Annotated in this window: 12 protein-coding genes and 4 pseudogenes; 7 read left to right on the top strand and 9 right to left on the bottom strand. The window is 59.2% G+C overall.

Annotation, left to right across the window (positions count from 1 at the left end):
* From D3227_RS31030 to D3227_RS43090, 3 genes are all read right to left on the bottom strand, one after another.
* Nucleotides 1-1,584 (bottom strand): M16 family metallopeptidase, encoded by a 1,584-nt coding sequence (locus tag D3227_RS31030; RefSeq protein ID WP_425374571.1) that lies wholly within the window; start codon nucleotides 1,582-1,584, stop codon nucleotides 1-3.
* A 966-nt stretch (nucleotides 1,585-2,550) separates the two neighbouring features.
* The gene (locus D3227_RS42295) at nucleotides 2,551-2,874 is read right to left on the bottom strand and encodes a hypothetical protein (protein WP_208646495.1); all 324 of its coding nucleotides are present in this window, start codon (nucleotides 2,872-2,874) and stop codon (nucleotides 2,551-2,553) included.
* A 193-nt stretch (nucleotides 2,875-3,067) separates the two neighbouring features.
* Entirely contained in the window at nucleotides 3,068-3,562 is a 495-nt protein-coding gene (locus tag D3227_RS43090) for a hypothetical protein (RefSeq protein ID WP_245451942.1), read from the bottom strand.
* 672 nt (nucleotides 3,563-4,234) lie between these two features.
* On the opposite strand from D3227_RS43090, the gene D3227_RS31010 reads away from it, so the two are divergent.
* Complete coding sequence (locus tag D3227_RS31010; protein ID WP_120018002.1) at nucleotides 4,235-5,095, top strand: MurR/RpiR family transcriptional regulator; 861 nt, start codon at nucleotides 4,235-4,237, stop codon at nucleotides 5,093-5,095.
* Between the two features lie 230 nt (nucleotides 5,096-5,325).
* Here the strand turns inward: D3227_RS31010 and D3227_RS43085 are convergent.
* A pseudogene (locus tag D3227_RS43085) lies at nucleotides 5,326-5,442 on the bottom strand (MucR family transcriptional regulator); the annotation flags it as partial.
* Between the two features lie 139 nt (nucleotides 5,443-5,581).
* Between D3227_RS43085 and D3227_RS31000 the strand changes: the two are divergent.
* Nucleotides 5,582-6,628 carry a YopT-type cysteine protease domain-containing protein gene (locus D3227_RS31000; RefSeq protein ID WP_245451941.1) on the top strand — a complete coding sequence of 349 codons (1,047 nt, stop codon included), beginning with the start codon at nucleotides 5,582-5,584 and terminating at the stop codon, nucleotides 6,626-6,628.
* Here D3227_RS31000 and D3227_RS30995 read toward each other — a convergent pair.
* From D3227_RS30995 to D3227_RS30980, 4 genes and pseudogenes are all read right to left on the bottom strand, one after another.
* Nucleotides 6,545-7,004, bottom strand: a pseudogene (locus D3227_RS30995) (Ros/MucR family transcriptional regulator). The gene D3227_RS31000 and the pseudogene D3227_RS30995 sit on opposite strands and share 84 nt — an antisense overlap.
* 239 nt (nucleotides 7,005-7,243) lie before the next feature.
* Nucleotides 7,244-8,236, bottom strand: a complete 993-nt coding sequence (locus D3227_RS30990; RefSeq protein ID WP_120018001.1) for an adenosine kinase — start codon at nucleotides 8,234-8,236, stop codon at nucleotides 7,244-7,246.
* 101 nt (nucleotides 8,237-8,337) lie between these two features.
* Nucleotides 8,338-9,513 carry a methionine adenosyltransferase gene (gene metK, locus D3227_RS30985; RefSeq protein ID WP_120018000.1) on the bottom strand — a complete coding sequence of 392 codons (1,176 nt, stop codon included), beginning with the start codon at nucleotides 9,511-9,513 and terminating at the stop codon, nucleotides 8,338-8,340.
* Between the two features lie 58 nt (nucleotides 9,514-9,571).
* Nucleotides 9,572-10,909: a serine hydroxymethyltransferase gene (locus tag D3227_RS30980; RefSeq protein WP_120017999.1), complete on the bottom strand. Its 1,338-nt coding sequence runs from the start codon at nucleotides 10,907-10,909 to the stop codon at nucleotides 9,572-9,574.
* Between the two features lie 102 nt (nucleotides 10,910-11,011).
* On the opposite strand from D3227_RS30980, the gene D3227_RS44120 reads away from it, so the two are divergent.
* The 4 genes and pseudogenes from D3227_RS44120 (at nucleotide 11,012) to D3227_RS30960 (ending at nucleotide 16,672) form a co-directional block, all read left to right on the top strand.
* Complete coding sequence (locus D3227_RS44120; protein ID WP_342634022.1) at nucleotides 11,012-11,197, top strand: hypothetical protein; 186 nt, start codon at nucleotides 11,012-11,014, stop codon at nucleotides 11,195-11,197.
* Between the two features lie 1,569 nt (nucleotides 11,198-12,766).
* Nucleotides 12,767-15,175: a hypothetical protein gene (locus D3227_RS30970; protein WP_425374570.1), complete on the top strand. Its 2,409-nt coding sequence runs from the start codon at nucleotides 12,767-12,769 to the stop codon at nucleotides 15,173-15,175.
* Nucleotides 15,176-15,196: 21 nt separating this feature from the next.
* Nucleotides 15,197-15,541: pseudogene (locus D3227_RS43080) on the top strand (class I SAM-dependent methyltransferase); the annotation flags it as partial.
* A gap of 363 nt (nucleotides 15,542-15,904) precedes the next feature.
* On the top strand, nucleotides 15,905-16,672 hold the full coding sequence (locus tag D3227_RS30960) for a host specificity protein (protein ID WP_245451945.1): 768 nt from the start codon (nucleotides 15,905-15,907) through the stop codon (nucleotides 16,670-16,672).
* Between the two features lie 81 nt (nucleotides 16,673-16,753).
* On the opposite strand, the pseudogene D3227_RS30955 reads toward D3227_RS30960, so the two are convergent.
* Nucleotides 16,754-17,150 (bottom strand): annotated as a pseudogene (locus D3227_RS30955) (DDE-type integrase/transposase/recombinase); the annotation flags it as partial.
* 312 nt (nucleotides 17,151-17,462) lie between these two features.
* On the opposite strand from D3227_RS30955, the gene D3227_RS30950 reads away from it, so the two are divergent.
* Nucleotides 17,463-20,972: a Ulp1 family isopeptidase gene (locus D3227_RS30950; protein ID WP_245451939.1), complete on the top strand. Its 3,510-nt coding sequence runs from the start codon at nucleotides 17,463-17,465 to the stop codon at nucleotides 20,970-20,972.
* Nucleotides 20,973-21,002 lie beyond the last annotated feature (30 nt).

The raw sequence follows: 21,002 nt of genomic DNA, 5'->3' as shown, positions 1-21,002 counted from the left end.
TCAATTCTCCGTCTTGGGAACGAGATAGCCGGTGGTCGAATGGCCAGGCACGAGATAGCGGGCTGCAACGGCTTTGACCTGATCGGCGGTGACCTTGCGGATGCGGTCCGGCCATTCCTCGACATCTTTCAGAGTGCCGCCGGTGGCAAGCGTGGATCCATATATGTTGGCGATGTAAGACTGCTGATCCTGGGCGAAGATCTCCGAGCGGTTTAAGCGGTCTTTAGCCATGTCCAGCTCGTCATTGCCAACGCCATCCTTGGCGATCCGGGCGACTTCGGCACCCGCCGCGGCTTCCAGATCGGCGAGCTTTGCATCGCCGCGCGGCGAGACGGAGATGGCGAAGTTCGTGGCATCAAGCGAGGCCCCCTGGAATCGGGCGCTGGCCCCGGTGGCGACGCCCTCTTTCACCACAAGCGCTTGATAGAGCCGGCTGCGGCTGCCGCCGCCGAGGATCTCGGCCAGCAGATCGAGCGCCTCAGCCTCGCCGGGCTCGGCCGTGCGATAGGACGGAACCACCCAATGTGTTGAGAAGCGAGGCACCGAAACGCGCGCGTCGGTCAGCGTCACTGTGCGCTTCGTGTTCTGCTGAGGCTCGACCGGCCGGACTCGCGGCAGCAGCTCCGGTCCACGCGGGACCTTGCCATAGGTCTTCTCGGCCAGCACCTTCACCGTTTCCGGCTCGACGTCGCCGGCTACCACCAGCACGGCGTTGTTGGGGCTATAATATTTGTTGTAGAAGGCGACGGCGTCGGTTCGGTTAAGCTGCGCAATCTCATGCATCCAGCCGATGACCGGGATGCGGTAGGGCTGGTTCTGCCAAAGTGTGGCATCGACCGCCTCGTCAAGTATAGCCCCCGGATTGGTCTCGATGCGCCAACGGCGTTCCTCTAGGACCACGTCGCGCTCGATCTTGACGACGTCGTCGGTGAGGATGAGGTTGCGCATACGGTCGGCCTCGAAGCCCATCATCTGCTCCAATGCCGACGGTGTTACTGTCTCGAAGAAGGCGGTAAAATCGCGATTGGTGAAGGCGTTAATTGATCCGCCGATCTCGGCTACGGCGCGGGTCAACTCGCCAGTGGCGTGATTGGCCGTAGCCTTGAACATCAGATGCTCGAAGAAATGCGCGATGCCGGACTTGCCGGGCGACTCGTCGGCGCTGCCGATCTTGTACCACACCATATGAGTGACGATCGGCGCATGATGATCGGGGATGACGACCACCTCCATTCCGTTGTAGAGCAGGAAATCCGTCACCCTGCCGTCGTCGTTGGCAGCCAAAACCGGAGGGGTCGTCGCGAGAATCAACGCGGTCGCAATAAATGCCCTGCGCAGCCGGTGAAACGGAACTTTGGTCCACGGCTCCGATTGTGGCGGTGAGATGATCGGCAAGGTTCCAGGCAAGGTGATTTGTTCCTCATGTTGAAGGTGCTCGGTGTCCGTCTTTCCTTGTGGGAGAAGGTGGAGCAGCGGGCAGCGCCCACTCGGGTGAGCAACCGGATTCATGTTGCAAGGGCTTGCTCGTGCGTCCTTCTCCCGAGCCGGGAGACCGGCGGCGGATTTTTTCGGTGATGTGACCATGCGACAGCTTCTCCTTGGCGGGCACGCGGTTTGGTTGCACGCACGTCCCGTGCCAAATGAGAACCGTTTCTGAGCAATGGATAGGCGAATGTCGCGTGTCCCACATTGTCGGATATCGGACGGCGCTGGATGCGAGCGCTTGCGGTTTGGGACGATACTTTGCTGGCGCGGAAGGGCATTGAGCGTGCGGCCACTCGTGGCTCTGCACAGGGATTATGACTCTTTGCCGGTGGGCATTGGATAGGCTTTGGCCATTTTGAGGCGGGCCTGTTCGCTTTAGAATATCCAATTGACGCCGGCGCCGCTGCTATTTCGCTGGTTTTCCCTAGCGGCGACCATTGGCAATGGGCTGTCACAACTTTCGATACGGCGGTCGGGGCATTGACTGCGCAGGACGCCGATCTCGATCTCGACCTGTTAAGCCAGCTGGCATGCGTGGGCGTGTAATTGTATTCCAGCCGTCGCAGTATGCTTCCCGCCTCCAATGGCGGCAGAGCCTGATAAGGCGCGGGCTTTTGGGTCGACAGGTCCGGGTTGGTCGAGATCGACGCGATAGAGTGCATTCATCGGAATGGCCTCCTTCTCAATTGCGGAGGTTCTGGAAGAATCAGAAAATGAATCAATTCCTTGGCAGACAGCCGCTACCCTGCTTAACCGAAAGCAAGGCCAGTATCTCGCGTTCATCTGGACCTACAGCGCTCAACGGTCGCTCGCCGGCCGAACGCGACACGCAGCTCTTCTTCCGCGTCACCGCGCCTTCTGTCCATCAGATGGTGGCTCACCCTCGAGCGCGCTCGATTGATCCACCCTGGCCTCGCGCGGTATTGAACTGGCAGCAGGTTAAACCGCTCGTCGAACCCGACAGCCTACCCAGGTTACAACCCGCCGAAACCGTCAAATCCTCTGTGCAAAGGTACTGGCTGCGGGACTGGCGAGCATTGGCATTGTGGAAGGCATCATCATAGCTCACGGATTCCGAGGTTCCAGAATCTTCGGGGTGAGGCGGGACGTGCGGGAATTGGGTGCGTGGATTGGTTCGAATTGAGGCTGTGCATCGCGGCTATCTTCCTCCTCCATTGCGAAACGTTCATATTGCTGAACCGGATAATATAGCTCGCAAGCGAAAGCAAAATCCAGGAGCAATTGTTGGAAAAAGGACTTCTTCGTCGGCGTAGGACCCTCCCGCTGGTTGAGGGACAATTGTAGAGTAGGCATGAATGCGCCGTCGATGGTGGCCAACTGCAGATGTGAGCGGCCAACTCGCTTTTCTGATTTCTTCTGGTAGCCCATATCAACGTACTCCTAGTGTGCAATCATCGCACTCCTAGTGTACGAGCCTGACCCGAATCTGACGGATCGTTCGATTGTGATCCAGATCAAAGTTGATTTGGTCGCAATCTAAGCCCTCAGCGCTCTCGTGCTGCCTCTCCGATCAGGAGACGGCGGCCCGAGGTAAGAATGCTGTTCGAGCTTCCTACTGTGATCAGAGCCTAAATGCCGAAAAGGCGCCGAGCCTTTCGGTGGCCGGAAGCAAGGGGTCGATCAAGCCAAGATCGTAGATCATCGTCGTTTCGAGATCCCCCTTGTGGTCGACGTAGTGCGATATGGCCTCATGCGAGCCTCCCTGGCCCGTCAACATCAGAGAGATCGCGATCCGCTTGAGGTCGTAGAGCTGGTGGTCGGGGACGCGGGAACAGGATTTTGCTTTTAGGCCAGCGCAGACGTTGGCCTGCACCATCCCAGCAACCCTGAGATGGATCGGCACCGCACGGTAGGTGTACTCGTAGAGCGAACGGGGCAGCTTGATGCCTTTGGCGTTGTGCTTGGGCCAGACAAGCTTCTCCAGATCGAAATGGCCGAATTCCGCCTTGGCCAGGTCGCTGGGGCGGGGCATGGTCAGAAACCGGATGCCCATGAAATTGCAGAGCTCCTGCATCTGGTCGTTGGCGGTTAACACCTGCCTCTTGACTAGAGCCATGTTCAGCTTGCAAGCGCCTCTAGGTGATCTATTTCAGTCGGCACCTCAAACACGGGATAGAAGATGTGGGCCGCAATTTGCCGGATCTGCTCCGTGGAGTAATCCCGGCGGCGGCGCACCATCTTCCGCGCGCGGATTCGACTGCAGGGTTGCGCATGTCGACCAGCTGCATTCGGATGGTCCAGAGCGCCAAAACGTGCCGCAACGCGCTGTTGAAGACATATGGCGAGGCAAATTGCTTTTGGAATTCCTCAGCACTCGTCAGCTTCTCGAAAGCTGAGCCGAATAGCATGCGAACGCGAAAGGCTAGCCAACCTACCGCTAGCTAACCAACCTACCGCTATTTGAAGGGGGTATCACGAGTTCGCAAGCTCGATCCATTCGATCCAAATCTCGCGCAAGCCGTGCTAGGGCGATATGTGGACGGGCGACATTCCGGTCATGGCGAGGCTGGCGTAGCGGCAACGCCGCAGATTGCGTTCGCAGCCGGGATCGCGCTCTCGAGTTCGGTGCGCGGCTGTCAGCAAGGTATTACCGTACGCATTAGCGGAATCGACCCCTGCGTCGGCAAAGTACCGGAACGCTGCGATACTTAAGGGCACTACAAGTTCCAATTGTTTCTAGAGATATGCAATTGGGCGAATGAGGTATTTCAGATTGGAAAAGGGTCCTTTGGCCGAGCTGTTGGTCGAACAGTTCGAGAATATGCCGCCGCAGCTGCGGGTCGCCGCGCGTTTCGTGCTCGACCATCCTAAGGATGTCGCGCTGATGTCGATGCGCGAGCAGGCGAACCAGGCCGGCGTTTCGCATAGCACCATGATGCGGCTGGCGCGATGGCTTGGCCTTGACGGCTACGAGGATATGCGCAGCCTTTATGCGCGGGCGCTGCGTGAGACAATCGCCGGTCAGCCGGCGCGACAGGGCGTCGAAAACGATGGCGCTCTGGGTTGTTCGACTGCCGGCGTCGTTGCCGACACGCTCGCGGCCCAGATTTCAAGCCTCGGTGAATACGGCAATGCCATGCAGTTCATCGCCGCCGCCGACCTGCTTGCAAGATCACGCAATCTGTTCGGCCTCGGCTCGCGCTCCGCTCATCCGGTCGCGAGCCACTTCGTTCACATGATGTCGTTTGTGGTTGGCGGTGACCGCAAGGTGACGCTTGTCAGCGAGATGGGCCGACAGGGTCTGGATGTCCTCCAGCACGCGGGACGTGGCGACGTGCTTCTGGCTGTAGGCATGTCGCCTTATGAACGTACGACGGTCGACGTGGCGCGCCAGTCGGCTCGGCAGGGGGTCGGCGTGGTGGCAATCACCGACAGCAGCGTGTCACCGCTGGCCCGGATCGCGCGGGAAACAATCATCGTTACATCGAATTCGCAGTCGTTCTTCCGAAGCATGGCGCCGGCGTTCGCCGCCATCGAGCTTCTGGCGACACTGACGGCCGGGCGGTCCGAAACGGATGCCGCAGAGCGGGTAAAACAATCGGAAGAGCGGCTTGCCGCTTTCGGCTTTTATTGGAAGCCTCGCCGATAGCATCTGGATCGAACGGGCATGGCGCCAGCCAGGCTGCCGGCAACAGTGATTTTCCGGAGATCGTCCAGATGGTTCGTCCGACAACGCCTACCAAGCTCCCAATCCAGCCGCAAAAGGGTAAACGCCTCGGCAAACGCCGCGCAAATAGCGCGGCTAATCCCGCCTTTCATATTCTGCGCAGATCATGCCGGTGGCAGCTGCGCGCTTCGGGAAAAGTCCAGACAATGAAATTAAGCCGCGAGGGTCCGCTTCGCCGGCGCCGGCTCAGGCATTTCCGGCTCTTTCGGTTTGCGGCCGACCCCCACCGTCTTGGCCAATGCCGAGCATGCCGCGGCGTAATTTGGCGCACGGCAGTCTCCTCAAAAGAACACTGCGCCTGGCAATGCTCATGTGAAACCTTAAGAGTGCTCGTCAGCTTCTCGAAAGCTAAGCCGGATAACACCAGAGCGCCAAGGCTAGTCAACCCAACCCCGTTCGGAGGGCAACATGGACCCATTTCGCAATCTCGATCTTCCCTTGGATCCAAATTTCGCAGCGTCCTACGCCATGACGCACCAGGAGCAAGCGTTCCAAGCTGGGCAAGGGGACTTTGAACTGCACCTAAACAAGGCTCCGCAAGCCGGTGCCGTAAATCCCCCCACTACGGAGCGCCATAATCCCTCTGGGGGGCTTAAGCCCTTTGGTCAAACGATTTCTATGCTCGATAGCGATCAGCGGGTCAAATATGCTAAGGAGCTACGTGACCGTGACGGCTATCCCAAAGTCCCACCGTCTTTGGTGAATCCCACGTCGCCAGCAACGGATACCAAGCAAAATCTCGCGCCGTGGAGGACGCTGCCACCTGAGGCGTTGCCCAACAAAATGGGGCTCTGCGCCAGCAAGCCACACACATCGGATGCAACTTTTCACAGTTCAAACTCCTCCACCACGAGCGCCAGTACATCTTCTCCGGCGAGGCCGAGCACCTCCGTGTTCGAATACAGGACGGCCGAATTGAGCCAGGCGAATGAAAACGGCATCTGCGTTGGGCTGACTGCGGAGTGGCTACTCAATCGCAACAACAGCGCGTCAGCCCGAATGAATGCGCTAATACCTGGATCGGAAAGGCATGCCTCAGCGGCTGTGCGGCAGCAGCAGTATCAGGACCTCAAGGATCTATTGCGAAGCGAGGGTGCAGGATCTTCTCAGGCCGACCTTCAGGCACAAAACACCGTGTTGCAGGAGGCGGGATTGGCACCATCCGGAAAAGAGAAGAAACACAAATTCGGCGAGCCTTCGAGCTTCTCGCGCATGCTTGACAAAATCACCGAAGACGGATCGACCCATTTGCTGAGCCTGTATTTCGCCCAAGGTGGCGCACACACAATTGCGACCACGGCGTCGAATGGAATGTCCACGCTCTTCGATCCTAACTATGGAGAATTTACTGTTGGATCACGCGAGATGGCTTCATTGTTCCAAAGCCTCACCAATCGTTACAGGAACCCAAACGGGCAGCATTTGTCGACAGTCACCACACAAAGGTTGTACTAAGTCGGGCCGAACTTTCCGACGGCTGGATATCACCTTTGTCACTGTGCGGAACACGGCCCGATCGCCGCGATGTTCATCCGGCGTCAGCCTGTAATGGGTCGACAGATGGCGCTTTAGCGATTTGAATTTCTTCCCGTCCTCAAGGGAGAAAATGTAGTCCGGTGTCACCGACTTCCTGATCGGCACAGCAGGCTTGAGGGTAACCGGCTCTTCTGCCGAGATGCTTGCGGCCGTGCCCCTCAGGGCTGCGTGCACTTAGCCGATCAGGGCAGGGAGATCCCCCACCGGGACCGGATTGGTTGGAGACGTACGCTGAGACGACATCGGCGGTGAGCTCGATGAGGTTGTCGATGTTTTTGTCGGCTTGTTCTGTCATGAAACTCTCCGGGCGGCTTAAAGAGCTACGACGGAAGATGGTGTCAGGGGATCGTGCGCCTCGGAGGGATGTGGAACTGAAGAAGCTGCTATCTGTCGTCATGGCATCGATAGCCGCGTTGGGAGAGAAGCTTAGCCTGCTAAACACTTGAGGAGTAGTCACTTGCGTTTGGGCATTTCATTCACGGCGGGCGAGCCTGCTCAAGGACGAAGCAGGCAGCTCCTCTTTGAAATGTCCACCTAAAGCAAGCTCGCCTGCTCGGCCTGCCGGCGCAAATTCTGCCGCGGTCGCGGACCGATCTGCTGGATCACCAACTCGGCCGCCAGCGAGCCGAGATCGCCGCAATCCTTGAGGCTGCGCCCGGTGGTGTAGCCGTAAAGGAAGCCGGCGGCATAGAGGTCGCCGGCGCCGGTCGTATCGACCAGTTCCCTGATCGTCGTCGCCCTGATGACCACGGTCTCGTCGCCGCGCACGATGACGGAGCCTTTTTCCGAACGGGTAACGGCGGCGATCCTGCAATCCTTGCGGATCTGCGCCAGCGCTTCGTCGAACGACGATGTCTGGTAGAGCGATTTGATCTCGTGGCTGTTGGCAAAGACGATATCGACGGTGCCCGATCGCATCAGGTCGAGGAATTCGTCACGGTAGCGGTCGACGCAGAACGAATCCGAAAGCGTCATCGACACTTCGCGGCCTGCCGTGTGCGCCAGCTTCGCCGTCTGCCGGATCGCTTCCTTGGCGCGCGGCGGGTCCCACAGATAGCCCTCGAAATAAGTGACCTTGGCGCCCGATGCCTTGTCGGCCTCGACATCCTCCGGGCCGAGCTCGACGCAGGCGCCGAGATAGGTGTTCATCGAGCGCTCGCCGTCCGGCGTGACGAAGATCATCGAACGTGCCGTCGGCGGCTCGCCCTCGAGCGGTTTGGTATCGAAGGCGACGCCCTGGGCCTGGATGTCATGGGTGTAGATCTCGCCGAGCGGGTCGTTCGACACCTTGCCGAAGAAGGCGGCGCGGCCGCCGAAGCTGGCGATGCCCGCCGCCGTGTTGCCGGCGCTGCCACCGGAGGCCTCGATCGCCGGGCCCATGCGGCTGTAGAGCAGTTCGGCGCGCTGCGTATCGATCAGGTTCATCGCGCCCTTGATGATGCCGTTGGTCTCGAGGAATTCCTCGTCGCACTGGGCGATGATGTCGACAATGGCATTGCCGATGCAAAGCACGTCATAGTCCGGCATCAATGTCTCCGCCAACAACCAGCCGGCTTTCTGCCACGCCGGCCGGGCGCGGGTCTAGCGAGTTGGAATGGGTGCCGCATGCGCTTGATCCAGCGTCGCCCTCAAGCTGCTGCGGGTCCTGCCTCACGCAGCAAGTCGTCGGCTCTGTCCGTCCTCTCCCAGGTGAACTCGGGCTCTTCACGGCCGAAGTGCCCGTACGTCGCGGTCTTGCGGTATATCGGACGTAGGAGATTAAGCATCTTGATAATGCCTTTCGGTTGGAGATCGAATAACTCGGGAATAAGGCGCTCGATCCGCTTTTCATCGATCCTTGCGGTCCCGAAGGTGTTGACGTGAATAGACACCGGCGAGGCCACGCCGATGGCGTAGGCAAGCTGCACCTCGCACACCTGCGCAAGTCCGCTAGCTACGATATTCTTCGCAACGTACCGCGCCGCATAGGCAGCCGACCGGTCAACCTTGGATGGGTCCTTGCCCGAAAAGGCGCCGCCGCCGTGGCGCCCCATCCCGCCGTAGGAATCGACGATGATCTTGCGTCCGGTGAGCCCGCAGTCGCCGCGCGGCCCACCAATCACGAACCGGCCCGTTGGATTGACCAGGAACCTGAGCCCCGTCGTATCCAGGTGGGGCGGCAAAACCGGCTTTATGATCTCCTCAATGACGCCTTCTCTTACTGTTTCTTGTGAGACCACCTCGTCATGCTGCGTCGACAGGACTATGGTATCCAGCGCCACCGGGTGCAAACCTTCATAGCGCACGGACACTTGAGATTTTACGTCCGGACGCAACCAGCTAAGCTGTCCCGTTTTCCGGACCTCTGCCTGCCTTTTCGTCAAATGGTGAGCGAGTTGGATCGGCAAAGGCATCAATGTATCGGTCTCGTTGCATGCGTACCCGAACATGAGGCCCTGATCCCCCGCCCCCTGCTCGAGATCCTGTCCTCGACCCTTGTCAACGCCCTGGCTAATGTCGGGCGACTGCTCGGTGAGAGCCAGAACGACGGCGCAACGCCGACCATCAAAGCCGATGGCATCGTCGTCGTATCCAATATCGAGTATCGTATCGCGGGCAACTTGGCTGTAATCGATCTGCGCACTGCTGGTGATCTCGCCAGCCAGAACGACCATTCCTGTCTTGACCAATGCTTCACAGGCCACGCGCGCCTTGGGGTCGTTACGCAGGATTGCATCGAGGATGGAATCCGAGATGTTGTCGGCCATCTTATCTGGATGTCCCGCGCCGACGGATTCGGAAGTGAACACGAATTGCCTGGTCATGGAATGCCCTCGCTTCTGGGTGCTGGAGTTGTATGGGAATGCGCTGGATTCGGCCGTCTTACCGGTCGGTGATACCAGGGACATCGAAGGCAGCGCAGAAGTCGGCAACGTCTTTTCGCACCGAGGCATGAACATCTGGGTCGGCGGGCTCGCGGCAGATCAGGTCGATGAAAGCGGCGATCTGCACCATTTCTCCCTGGCGCATGCCCTTGGACGTCACTGCTGGTGTGCCTAAGCGGATACCGCTTGTGACCGCCGGGTCTCGCGGGTCGCCCGGCACCATATTGAAGTTCGTAATGATGCCCGCCTTTGCCAGTCGCTCGGCATAGGCTTTGCCTGACAATGGTCGATCCCGAAGATCAAGGATCAGCATGTGATTATCGGTCCCGCCGGTGACCAGCTCATAACCTCGCTCCAGAAGCGCCTGGGCCAGAGCCTTGGCATTCTTGACGATCTGCTGACCGTAGACACGTAAGGCCGGGTGCGAGGCTTCCTCCAAAGCGACAGCTAGCCCGGCGATGATATTGATATGGGGCCCGCCTTGCAGGAGAGGGAACACCGCGCGATCTATGCGTTTGGCGAGATTGTGTTGGTTCTTCGGATGATGGAGCGCCTGATGGCGGTCTTCATTCCTTGACAAAATGAACCCGCCGCGCGGACCGCGTATCGACTTGTGGGACGTGCTGCCGACGACGTCGCAATGGCCGACAGGATTCGGGTGGCCTCCGGCGACAATCAGGCCACTGATGTGTGCGATGTCGGCCGCCAGATAGGAGTTCACCTCCAAAGCGATCTCGGCCATTGCCGCGTAGTCAAAGACACGCGGATAAGCAGTTGCGCCGACCCAAATGAGTTTCGGCCGTTCCCGGTTGGCCGTGTCGCGCAAGCGGTCATAATCAATTTGCTGCGTGTTTTCGTGCAGGCCATAGGGGACGCGTTGATAATCACTGCCGGAGAAGTTGACCGACCAACCATGCGTGAGATGGCCTCCCTCGGGGAGGGGCAAGCCCATGACCTTATCCCCGGGGCTCAAAAGTGCTCGATAGATGGCCTGGTTGGCCGGCGAGCCGGAATAAGGCTGGACGTTAGCGTGCTCACAGCCGAATAGCGCCTTCAAGCGCTCGATAGCGAGGTTCTCCAGCTCATCGACGATCTCGTTTCCCGTGTAATAGCGCGCACCAGGGTACCCTTCAGCGTATTTGTTGGTGAAAATCGAGCCGGTCGCTTCCAGCACCGCCGAGGAGGCAAAGTTCTCCGATGCGATGAGTTTGAGCGTCGTCCGCTCCTGCCGCACCTGTTTTAGAAGCACTTCGTGAACGCGGGAATCAACCGCGGCCAGGGGAGACCGTCCGTAGGTGTCGAGCGGCGCGCTTGCACTGGCGGCGGAATTTTCCATGGCAGTTTCCCGTTCCAATTGGATTGTTCCATCTCACGGCTAGCAGGCGGTCCCCTTGGACCGCGCATCTCGTATCTCTTCGAGGCGTTGCAGGTCTCGTTTATGATAGCCATCGTCGTGGGGCAGGAGATCAATCAACAATTGAACCAGCCCGCCGTCCCTGCCTCCCGCTTTGAGATGGTACGAAGACCACCGACGTTGTTCGTTGCAGCAAAGAAAGTCAGCCTTGGCGAGCAGCCGGACGTGTCGTCCAACAAGCTCGCGCCGCAACCCCAGAACTTTCGCTAGCTCGCAAACCGTTAGGCTCGCGTGTGCGCAAAGGCCAAGGATTCGAAGTCGATCAAGATGCGCTGCCGTCCTCAGGCGATTGACTAGTGTCATCATTGGTAAGCATCAAGCCACATCAAAAATTGCGGCTCTGGTCCTGCCGACTTCGTCATTTGGCGTTCTCCGAAGATGCTACAGCTTCCGAAACCAATAGCTTCTTGGACCAAGGTTTACACGTTGGGCCGCAACCAAGGTGGGGGCTTTTATTGACCTGCCTTCAAAACCGAGATGCATGCTGTTCGGCCCTCGGAGAGCATGCAGCACCATGATTTGATCCCCACTTCCCTCATGCGAAATGCGTACCATTCGCGGGGGGTTGGTGTTGCAAAGAGTCTACGAATTTCTTTGAAGGATTTGTTGCAACGACTGCTGCCATACGTTCGTAGGCCTGAGGATCTGGTCGAGTTCGCGCTGGCCGAAGCGCACGGCTATAGTCGCGGCGCGCGCGTGGCCGGCTCATGCAGACGGATCAATATTGCGGATGGTTTGCGTCCTGCGTCCCGCCGCCGTGATCGGGCATGCTCGATCCTTCGCTCGGCACCAAGGCCGGCTACGAGAGCCGGCACCGCTATTTCGGAAACATCCAGTCACGTTTGCGAAGTGGCTGTTGGAATTGATGATGCTTTGACGCATTGTCGTCGGAATTTAGCCGCGCCGCCGCCTCAATCTCCAACGAGACAGTCGGCGTTGCCTGAGACGGTTCGGTCCGGCACCGGCTCGTAAACCCCCAGCCCTCCAACTACGGGTCAGCGTCGGATCGAACCAACTCGGTTTCCCTGGAAATCGGGTGCGACGATCCCAAGACCTGAATGGCCGGCATCAGAAGCACGCTGAGGCCGGTTTTTTATTGGCTAATGCATATCCGCCGAAGACCGCAGTGGTTTTGGGACGACGACCATAAAGCAATAGTTTGGGTCGCACCGGCCTGAACCGCAGGGGCGTTTTAGGCGGTGCCGGGCAAGAGAAGGTACCAGCAAGAGAAGGCGAACTCGCAACCGGGCGAGAGCTGCTCCCCTTGTCGCCTTTCGCGTTCAGACCCGTGAATCCTGCACAGTACTCGCAAGCTCTGCTGATCCTGCCGGGCAGGATGCTCGGACGCAGGATGCACCGCCCATAGGGCCAATCAATGTCGCCATCATTGGCTCTTGGATTCGTCAGCTTCTCGAAAGTTAGACCTCCTAATAGGAGCCTTGGGCAACAATTGGAGGAAGGAAAGCAGGTCAGATTTTGGCTTTCGTGGTTTGGTCTGACGGGCTCGATCCTGGCATGTTTCCAGAAGATCTGCGACGCCAGATCGCGTCGACGTGCGGCATGAGGCGATCGCTGCGAGTCCTGGCCGCTACTGCTAAGGTGAGCTTGGCCAGGATGTAGGCCGCGCCGTCCGGCCCCGGGCTGACCGCGACGGTCGACGGCCATGCTGCTGGTCTTCACACCTCATGCCACGTTTCATCTGGGCGATCGCACTTATACGCCGAAGTTCTGAAACACCACGGCTGACCGAGATCAGCCCAACACCATCGGAGATGGAATATGACGGGCATTGGCCGACCCGGAAGATCGCGCATTGGCAATGCTGGAACCGACAGCACACGGGCATCGAGCAGTTCACGCTCGCAATCAAGTCTCGCCCCTGGGGAAGACAGCCAATCGTTCGATTCCGTCGTAGAGCAGATGCGCTCTGGACCTCAAGATAGCGGCACATCCTTCGCTCGCGTTCCGCCCGGTGCCGATGATGTCCTTGGCGACGGGCCTTCCGGTCCCTCCGTTGGCGCACATCGAAGCCCACGTACAGCCACTACGAGGCGGGCTGTCACTGCGCGCCGCCGCGGTTATCCTTCAATGTCCGAGGCTGGAGCCAGCCAGCCGCCAACCTGGGATGTGGCAGTCCCCATTTCCTTGACAGGTGAAGAAATCAACGCGGCAAAGCAACGAGTGGACGGCCTGCAGGAGGAACTGGAGGCTTGCCGCAATGCGGCCATGAAGGCCCGGAACCTGGAGGAGGCGCAAGAGCTGATCGATCGGGTGGTCAATGCAGGCTCAGCAGTTCTGGACTACTACGCGAGCCTGCCACAGGCTGTGGCGCGGAGCATTCTGTCCGACGATGAAGCGCGTCAAGTCCGCTCCACTGTGCTCGATGCGGCGGACCAATGCGACCAACTGGGCAGACCGACTATCTACGCCTTGGAACAGCGCAAGGAGCGTACGACCGCCCTGCTCAGGGGGCTCCAATCCAGCGCTACCGGCGACCAACTGAGCCGATCGGTTTCCAGTCTAGCGCAGCCCCATGTGCTCAGCATGGAGTGGTGGGAAAAGAAGACATGGCGCTGCGAACGGATGCGGTCCGTCTGCGCGGCCACTGTCAACTTACCAAGTGCAACTACCGAGATCCGACAGGTCGAAGAGGACGCCCTGCGGCTGCACACCGGCTGGCTAGTGAATAACAAGGTCACGCTGGTGCAATCGCGGATCTCTCTCGCGCAGGTCAAGATTGAGCCGCTGGCGAGCACGTTCGAACCAGCCGTGAGGGACATCCTCATGGATGAGAAGGGACGGGTGCGTCTGCTGGGAACCTTCGTCGGTGACGTTTTTCCGGCATTCCTCTCTACGTCCGACGCTGTTCTGAAGAGCAATGGGCGCCCACTCGACGCAGAGCACTGTGCCGTTCTGGAAGGCGTCATGGAGCGGCTTTCGGAATTTGCATTGGCGTTGCAAGACGACATCGTTGTCAAGCTAAGCGATGGCCGAACAGGTGCCGACCTCCCATTGCAACTGTTGGGCCAGATCGTGGACGACGCGTGGATCACTGCGCACGAGGTTATGCACTTGCTGGCACTGCAGCCGAATACCTCAGCCGTCATTACACCGTGGGCTGACGCTGGCGCTGCGATACCGGCCGACGGCAAGGCTGCAGTGGCCGAAGGCTCTGCATCGCGCAGGAAGGGGAAAGGCAAGAGCAAGCAGGCCGCTGGCGCCGGCAGCTCGGCTACCGGGCGGCCGCAAGTCGCTGCCGGCGGCAGCCTCACGGCGCCAGCAACCAAGGTTCTCGTGCGCTCGGATCTAGGTACGAAGAAGCTCGTGAGCGCAACGGAGGCGCATGCAAGTGCGTCGTCGGCGGCTGCACATTTGGCGATCTGGCAGACCCCGGCGTCGAGGGGGGCCCTGACGGGACGACTCACGCGGTTGGACGAACTTTTGCAGTTCGATCTGGCTAGTCAGCAACGGGCCGTCTCGCGAGCGCGCCAGATGAAACCCGAGGACTCCGACCACGCCGTGGACACCGTGGTCGAGCGCCTGCAGACGCAGGCCACCGAGATGCAGGCCTGTCTGGCCGCGTTGGAGGAACCTCGTCGACGCGGCCTATTCACGCCTGCGCAAGTGGTCGAAGTGCACGACAAAACAGTCCAGCTCAAGGGGATGTTGTCCGAAGCGCGGGGACTGGCCAAGGCTTTGACCGAGGAAAAGGCCTCTACTTCGATCGAATGCATGAAGACCTACGCCTTTCCGTCACAAAAGTACCTTGAACACTTGCGGGAGGCCAACGAGTTGACGCCTGCCGATCGACCACGCGCGTTGAGGGACGAGCCAGGGACACTGTTCGAGATCAGGCTGCAGCCCAAGGCGCTGCGCAATGGTGCAATGCCGAGGCCGATGTGGGTGCACATCCATACAAAGCAACCGGTATTTGCAGGGCAGTTGGCGACGCTGGATGACGCCGACTTCGCCGCTTGCCACGTCAAGTCCAATGAACAGCGCGGCCACAATCGGCAGTGGCAGGACGCCCGGGCTGCGATCGGTCACGAGAACGTCGTGATCCACCGCGGCAAGCTCACCCCTGCGTTCTGTAAGTCCTTGTTGACCACAGTGCCTAGCGGCCAGCCACGCCACCCGCTTGCCGAGGCGGAGCACCGGTCGGTGCGGGCTGCTCGACGCTGGATATAGGTGGGGACCTCTCGCGGTGCCACCGGGATCGAGCTCGATCCGGTGATCGCACGCGTCGTCCGGCTGCGGCAGCCGCGCGCATCCTCACCGGCGACTTCGCCCGCACCAAGCTGCCGGCGAGTTTCGATCCCCATTGGTCCGCCCTTATACGATCGCGCGGTACGATGCGAGCGCGCCTATCGCTCGATGGGTTTGCGTCTTCATGACTACTGCATCGCGCTCGATCGATCTCTTGAAGCCGGGCGGGTTCGCAGTGTTCATGACGTATTCGACATCATGGACAAGATCGATAGCCGAGCGCGAGAGCGTATTGCGAGGTCGACCAATCTCGTCGTTGCCGTTCGACTGCCTGAAGACAGTTTCCGAGGCTGATGCCGCCATCGAGCCGTCAGCATTCCCGATAAGCGCGCCAGCATCAACCCGCAAGCTGTTCCGGTCCGCGATGCGCTGCGCGAGATGCTGAAGGCCCAGGAACTGGATGAGAACGTGCAGATCAAACAGCGCGTCGCCGCGCGGCACGAATCTTACGTGCGGATCAGCTCACTGTCAGCTCGTTCGAGTATCTTTTCGAGCGCAACCCAATGCCCCAAGCTCACTTCCAAAGATTCATGCCAAAAAGGGAGACGAATTGCCATGTACAGTCGAATCAGTGGCTCATCCACAAGCGCGGAACCCAACGAAACAACGCCGTCAAACGACAGTGATCGCTTTGGGGAAACACTTGCAAGCATGGCGCCTGATCTCCATGCTAGTTCGTCTTCAGCGCCCGCACGGCCATACGCGCTCGTTTCCCAGCCTCCTATCGTCGAGATCGACAGGTCTTCATTCGGTAGGAAAGTGAGGGAATTTTACGGCGATGAAATCAAACAAATCGCGGACAATCCGCAAGAGTACACGGATTTCGTGTCCTCAAAAGCCGCGCGCACGGTAATGGTTGCAAGGCTCTGCGGTGGCACCCACGATGATACGGAAGAGGCGCGATACTTTAGTTATCAGCTAGGCAAAAAAAGCGTTGGGCTCTTAAGAACAGAAGGCGGATTTAGCATCGAAGGAGAATCGTGGCGGGAACAGTTCCCTGGGAAAGATCGGATCACATCCGTCGTAGATCTTCGGGTTACTCATCCGCTAGCCGACAACGCAGGCGATATTTTGCTTGAACATCAACTTCGGCTCGACGGCAATCAGGCGCTGGTCATGTCACGACCTGCTGCGACGGAAAATGAAGCCCGCCTAGACCAAATGGGTTTTGTTCACGTGGGTGACAATCGGTGGATACTTGATCCTACACAGCATCCCGAAAAATGGGCGAAGAATAGTGACGGTGAATGGCAGCGGGCTGACAAACCTCCTCTATATCTGTCCAATGCCGAGGGGTATGATGCCGATAGCGAAGTAAGCATTGGGGCGAATTCCAGCGAAGCAAGTTTTGAGACAAACTCGTCCGATGATGACCCGTCTTGGTATTTCAAAAATCTCAATTTGAACCAGGATCGGTAATGAAAGAGAGCGAATCACCGGTGGTTGCTTTGTCCTTTTCGTGCGCTCGAGAGCACCCCAGGACATCGGAGCAGAACGGCCCTTGTCCAATACATCCGTCAAACATTGGCTCCGGCCGATCCCGATCGGCTTCAGCCGGCGCCGGGAGCGATCCTGCAAGCGATTGTGGTGTCGCAGGAAACGATCGCCTCCCGATTGGTTGGCTACCGTCGATGTCGACGCGGTCCGGTCGGCCATGACGCTCCAGCGCCTTTCTGAAGAAGCGTTTGGTCGACGGCAGGTCGCGCTGCTCGCCGAAATAGAATTCGCCGGTATCGCCGACACTGTCGATGGCGCGATAGAGATACATCCGCTGGCCACGGACCTTGATGGAGATCTCGTCGACATGCCATTTGCCGGTCACGCTGCGCTTGCGGCGGTGGAAGCGTTCCAGCAATAGGGGCGCGAAACGAGCGGTCAAGCGGTGGATGGTCTTGTGATGTGATCGGCCTTGCCGCTCGCGAGTAACAAAACGTTGCAACGTATCCCTGTCGACGACCAAATCGACCTGCTTGCGCCTCTCTTCGGACTTCACAAGGTTTACAAAGTCTGAAGGCGGCATGGCGATCTGCGAATTGTCGGCTACCCGGATCTTCGCGACAAGCCCCCGTAGGAGGTGGTCAGCTCGTCGAAAGCTAGCGCTGCTAAGACATGGATGTTTGACCAACGCAAGGTCTTCAACGCAAGGTCTTCGAAGCGGCAGTTCTATCTCATCTGAAGCGGCAGTTCTATCTCATCTAGGGAGAGTGGCATGGAATCCAATCACGATCCATTCAATACCAACGCTTGGATGCACCAGTACGCTGCCTTGCAAGAGCAGCAGCGGGCGAGGCAAAAGTCGGACAATAAGCCTGCCGGTCAAGCGAACTTTGAGCGGCAATTAAGCGACTTGCAGCTCAGTTCCCCTGACGAGAGCTCCGGGGATGCTGGTTCGCCCGACACTCGATCCGCAGTGGCGCATGGAAGTATCCAGCGCACTAACGTCGGCGGTTCGATGCGGATGCCGCCGCATTCCAGCCTGCTGGACAATTCGGTCAGCAGTACACGGTACAGCGTCGATATTCCTCGCGTTCACCTTGGCTCGGCTGCGAAGGCCTCGCAGTCTGACTTGCGTGACAGGCCATTCAGTAGCACGCGCTACACAGCACCATCGGAAGCGCGGCTTGCGGCGCGGACGAAGGATAGCAAGAGCCGTGGACTGTTTTCTCGTATTAAATCAGGGCTCGGCAAAGCCTTCGGGGGCAGTCGTCACGAAAAGTCGTCCGGCGGCTCAGTGTCGTACGTGATCCATTCAGAGCCTCGCATGGATTTTGCCAAGCGGAGCCGCCAGTCCGATGCGGACCTGAGCCTCATTGAAGAACTCAAGGTGGCGTTGGGCCGCGAGAACCGCAAGCCTAAAACCATTGATAACTACGTGACCGCTCTCAGAATGTTTAGCGAATTCCTTCAACCCGAAGGCGTGACACTGGAAAAGCTACTTGGCGACGCTGATCTGCTGAAAGCCAAAAAGGATGACTTTGCGAAAGTGGCGAGCGCCAATAGCAGGAATTATTTGGGTGGAGCATTGGACGTGCTCCAGCGTTTCCGGGCCGGAAATCCCATATCCGCCCCCGCGTGGGTGGACACGCAAGACCAACCGATGCATCCCCAGGACAAGCGGATGATCCGACAGTTCGAGGAAGCAGTCAAAGCCTACAATGGCGGCAGCGGTCGAAGGGCCGGAAGGGTTCCCGCGCCTACCATCAAGAGCAATGTGCAGGCTCTTAGGGCGTTTGCTCGTTGGCTCCTAAAAGAGAACAAGGGTCCACTGACTACTCGGGCTTTTAACGAGCCAAAGTCACTAGCCCTCGACATCGAGGAGTACACCGCAATTGGGGGGGACCATCGTGACCGGCTCGACGCGGCACTGTCTCACCTCCGGAGGCTCGGAGCTGAGGGGCTCCAAGCAGTCGGTGCCGGACCCCGCCTGATGGGGCGCGAAATATTGCACCCTTATCCGGAGGACGCCCCCACCATCGATGGCCTACAAGACGAAGCCTGGGCCAATCTGGGACCCGACGCGACTCGCGCAAAGAAAGCCCCCGCCTCAACCATGGCTTCCAAGCTACGTTCGTTTAGCGATTGGCTCCAAAGGGAGAGCAGGGGTAGTATAATGAGCCGAATCAGCGGCAATTCTCGGCAGAAAGCGTCGCTGGACGCAGATTACAAGAACTACGTTCAAACAACAAATCGGACAGCATCGTTCGATAAGCTTAGAAAATACTTAGGAAACGCCTATACTGACGACGTCAGCATCATTGATGGCCTGGTCAGCGACGAGCTGAGCAAGCTCGGATCCGACCCGGCGTCCCAAAATAGAAAAAAAACTATCCAGAATACTGCTTCGGACCAACGTAGCTTTAGTGATTGGCTCCAAAATACGGGTAGGGAGAGCATAGTAAGCCGAATCAACGGCACTGAACGGCAGCAACGGTCGTTGAACGCAGATTACCGGGACTTCACCAAAGCCACAGGAAGAACTGGCTTGAACCTCAAGAAGCTTGGGCAGTACCTACGAGTCGTCGAGGCAAACAGAGCGCTGGGTGTGGCCTTCCCTGAGCAGCCGAGTCGGGAACCCCGGCTTGCCGGGTCGAGCTCATCGTGGTCGCCGCACGTCCCGTCCGGCTTTGACCCAAGTGAGTGGCCGACGCCGGAAGGCCCGCAGGCCGGACGGCACGAAACGGCTGTGTCGAGCTCGACCTGGTCGCCGCGGGTGCCGTCAGACTTTGACCTAAATGAGTGGCCGACGCCGGAAGGCCCGCAGGCCGGACGGCACGAAACGGCTGTGTCGAGCTCGACCTGGTCGCCGCGGGTGCCGTCAGACTTTGACCCCAGTGAGTGGTCGACGCCGGAAGGCCCGCAGGCCGGACGGCACGAAACGGCTGTGTCGAGCTCGACCTGGTCGCCGCGGGTGCCGTCAAACTTTGATCTAAATGAGTGGCCGACGCCGGAAGGCCCGCAGGCCGGACGACACGAAACGGGTGTGTCGAGCTCGACCTGGTCGCCGCGGATGCCGTCAGACTTTGACCTAAATGAGTGGCCGACGCCGGAAGGCCCGCAGGCCGGACGACACGAAACGGCTGTGTCGAGCTCGACCTGGTCGCCGCGGGTGCCGTCAGACTTTGACCTAAATGAGTGGCCGACGCCGGAAGGCCCGCAGGCCGGACGACACGAAACGGCTGTGTCGAGCTCGACCCGGTCGCCGCGAGTGCCGTCCGACTCTGAGGCGACAGCTCGGTCGTCAGAGATCTACCGCGGCCTCCATTCTTTCGTTGATCTGCCGTCCACACCGCAGGAGACGCGTGACGACGCTCAGTCAGCGCAGGTGCCTGGTCCGGCCGCCACTCCGCCGTTCTCCATCGGGCCATCAGGCGAGCCTCTGGAGCTCGAGGATATCGGATATCTCGTCGGCGAGGATTGGCAGCATGGCTCACAGCCGGTGCCGGGCTTCCTGCTCGATGTACTGGACAACAAAATGCTGTTGCCGAGTCCGCGCATGGTTCCGCAGCCTGTCTCTATCAACGGTGAGACCTACTCTATCACGTTGGGGCCACGAGGGCGCCGCGATGCTCAATTTATCCATCATCCTCGCCCATCCTCGGGTCCAGATGCTCAGATCGGTGCTTCGGCTACGAGTGCCTCTTCCCACGACCGCGGACGGGTGCTCGGAGCCAGAGAATGGCTCGGCGACGATCATATTCAGCGGGATTACGAGCTCGTGGCGCAGGAGTTGCGTGGGACTAATCCGGATCTCGCCTCCCGGACGCGGTTCGTGGATCCTCTGATAGCCTTTCAGCTTAACCACGGCGCCGATAGCGACGCGCTACGCGCATTCCATCGCATTGTCCATGATCGGAATGGTAACGATACAGCCGACTTCCTGTTCCTGCCAGTGAACAATGCCAGTGCTATTCGCGAAGGCGACCATTGGTCGCTGCTGCTGGTTGATCGCCGCAATCAGGAAAGCCCGGTCGCCTATCACTACGACTCCCTTCGGGGACACAATGATGAACCTGCAGCACGGCTCGCAGCACGGCTGGGCGCCAACCTGCAAGACGCCAGCATGGCTCAGCAGAAAAACGGTTATGATTGCGGCGTCTTTGCAGTGGATGGCACACGGGCGCTGGTTAGGCGATTGGCGGGAAGACGGCAAGCAGACCTGCGGAACCTCGCCAACCTCGTCGCAGATCGGCGGGCACTGCAAAACCGTCTCAGGGGCTGATTGCGGTACGGCTGAGGGGCGCGCCCAACA

This window comes from Mesorhizobium waimense, assembly GCF_003601975.1.
In the GTDB taxonomy this organism is placed as follows: Bacteria; Pseudomonadota; Alphaproteobacteria; order Rhizobiales; family Rhizobiaceae; genus Mesorhizobium; species Mesorhizobium waimense.
The sequence above is the reverse complement of the archived record's forward strand: the minus strand, read 5'-3'. Positions and strand labels throughout refer to the sequence as shown.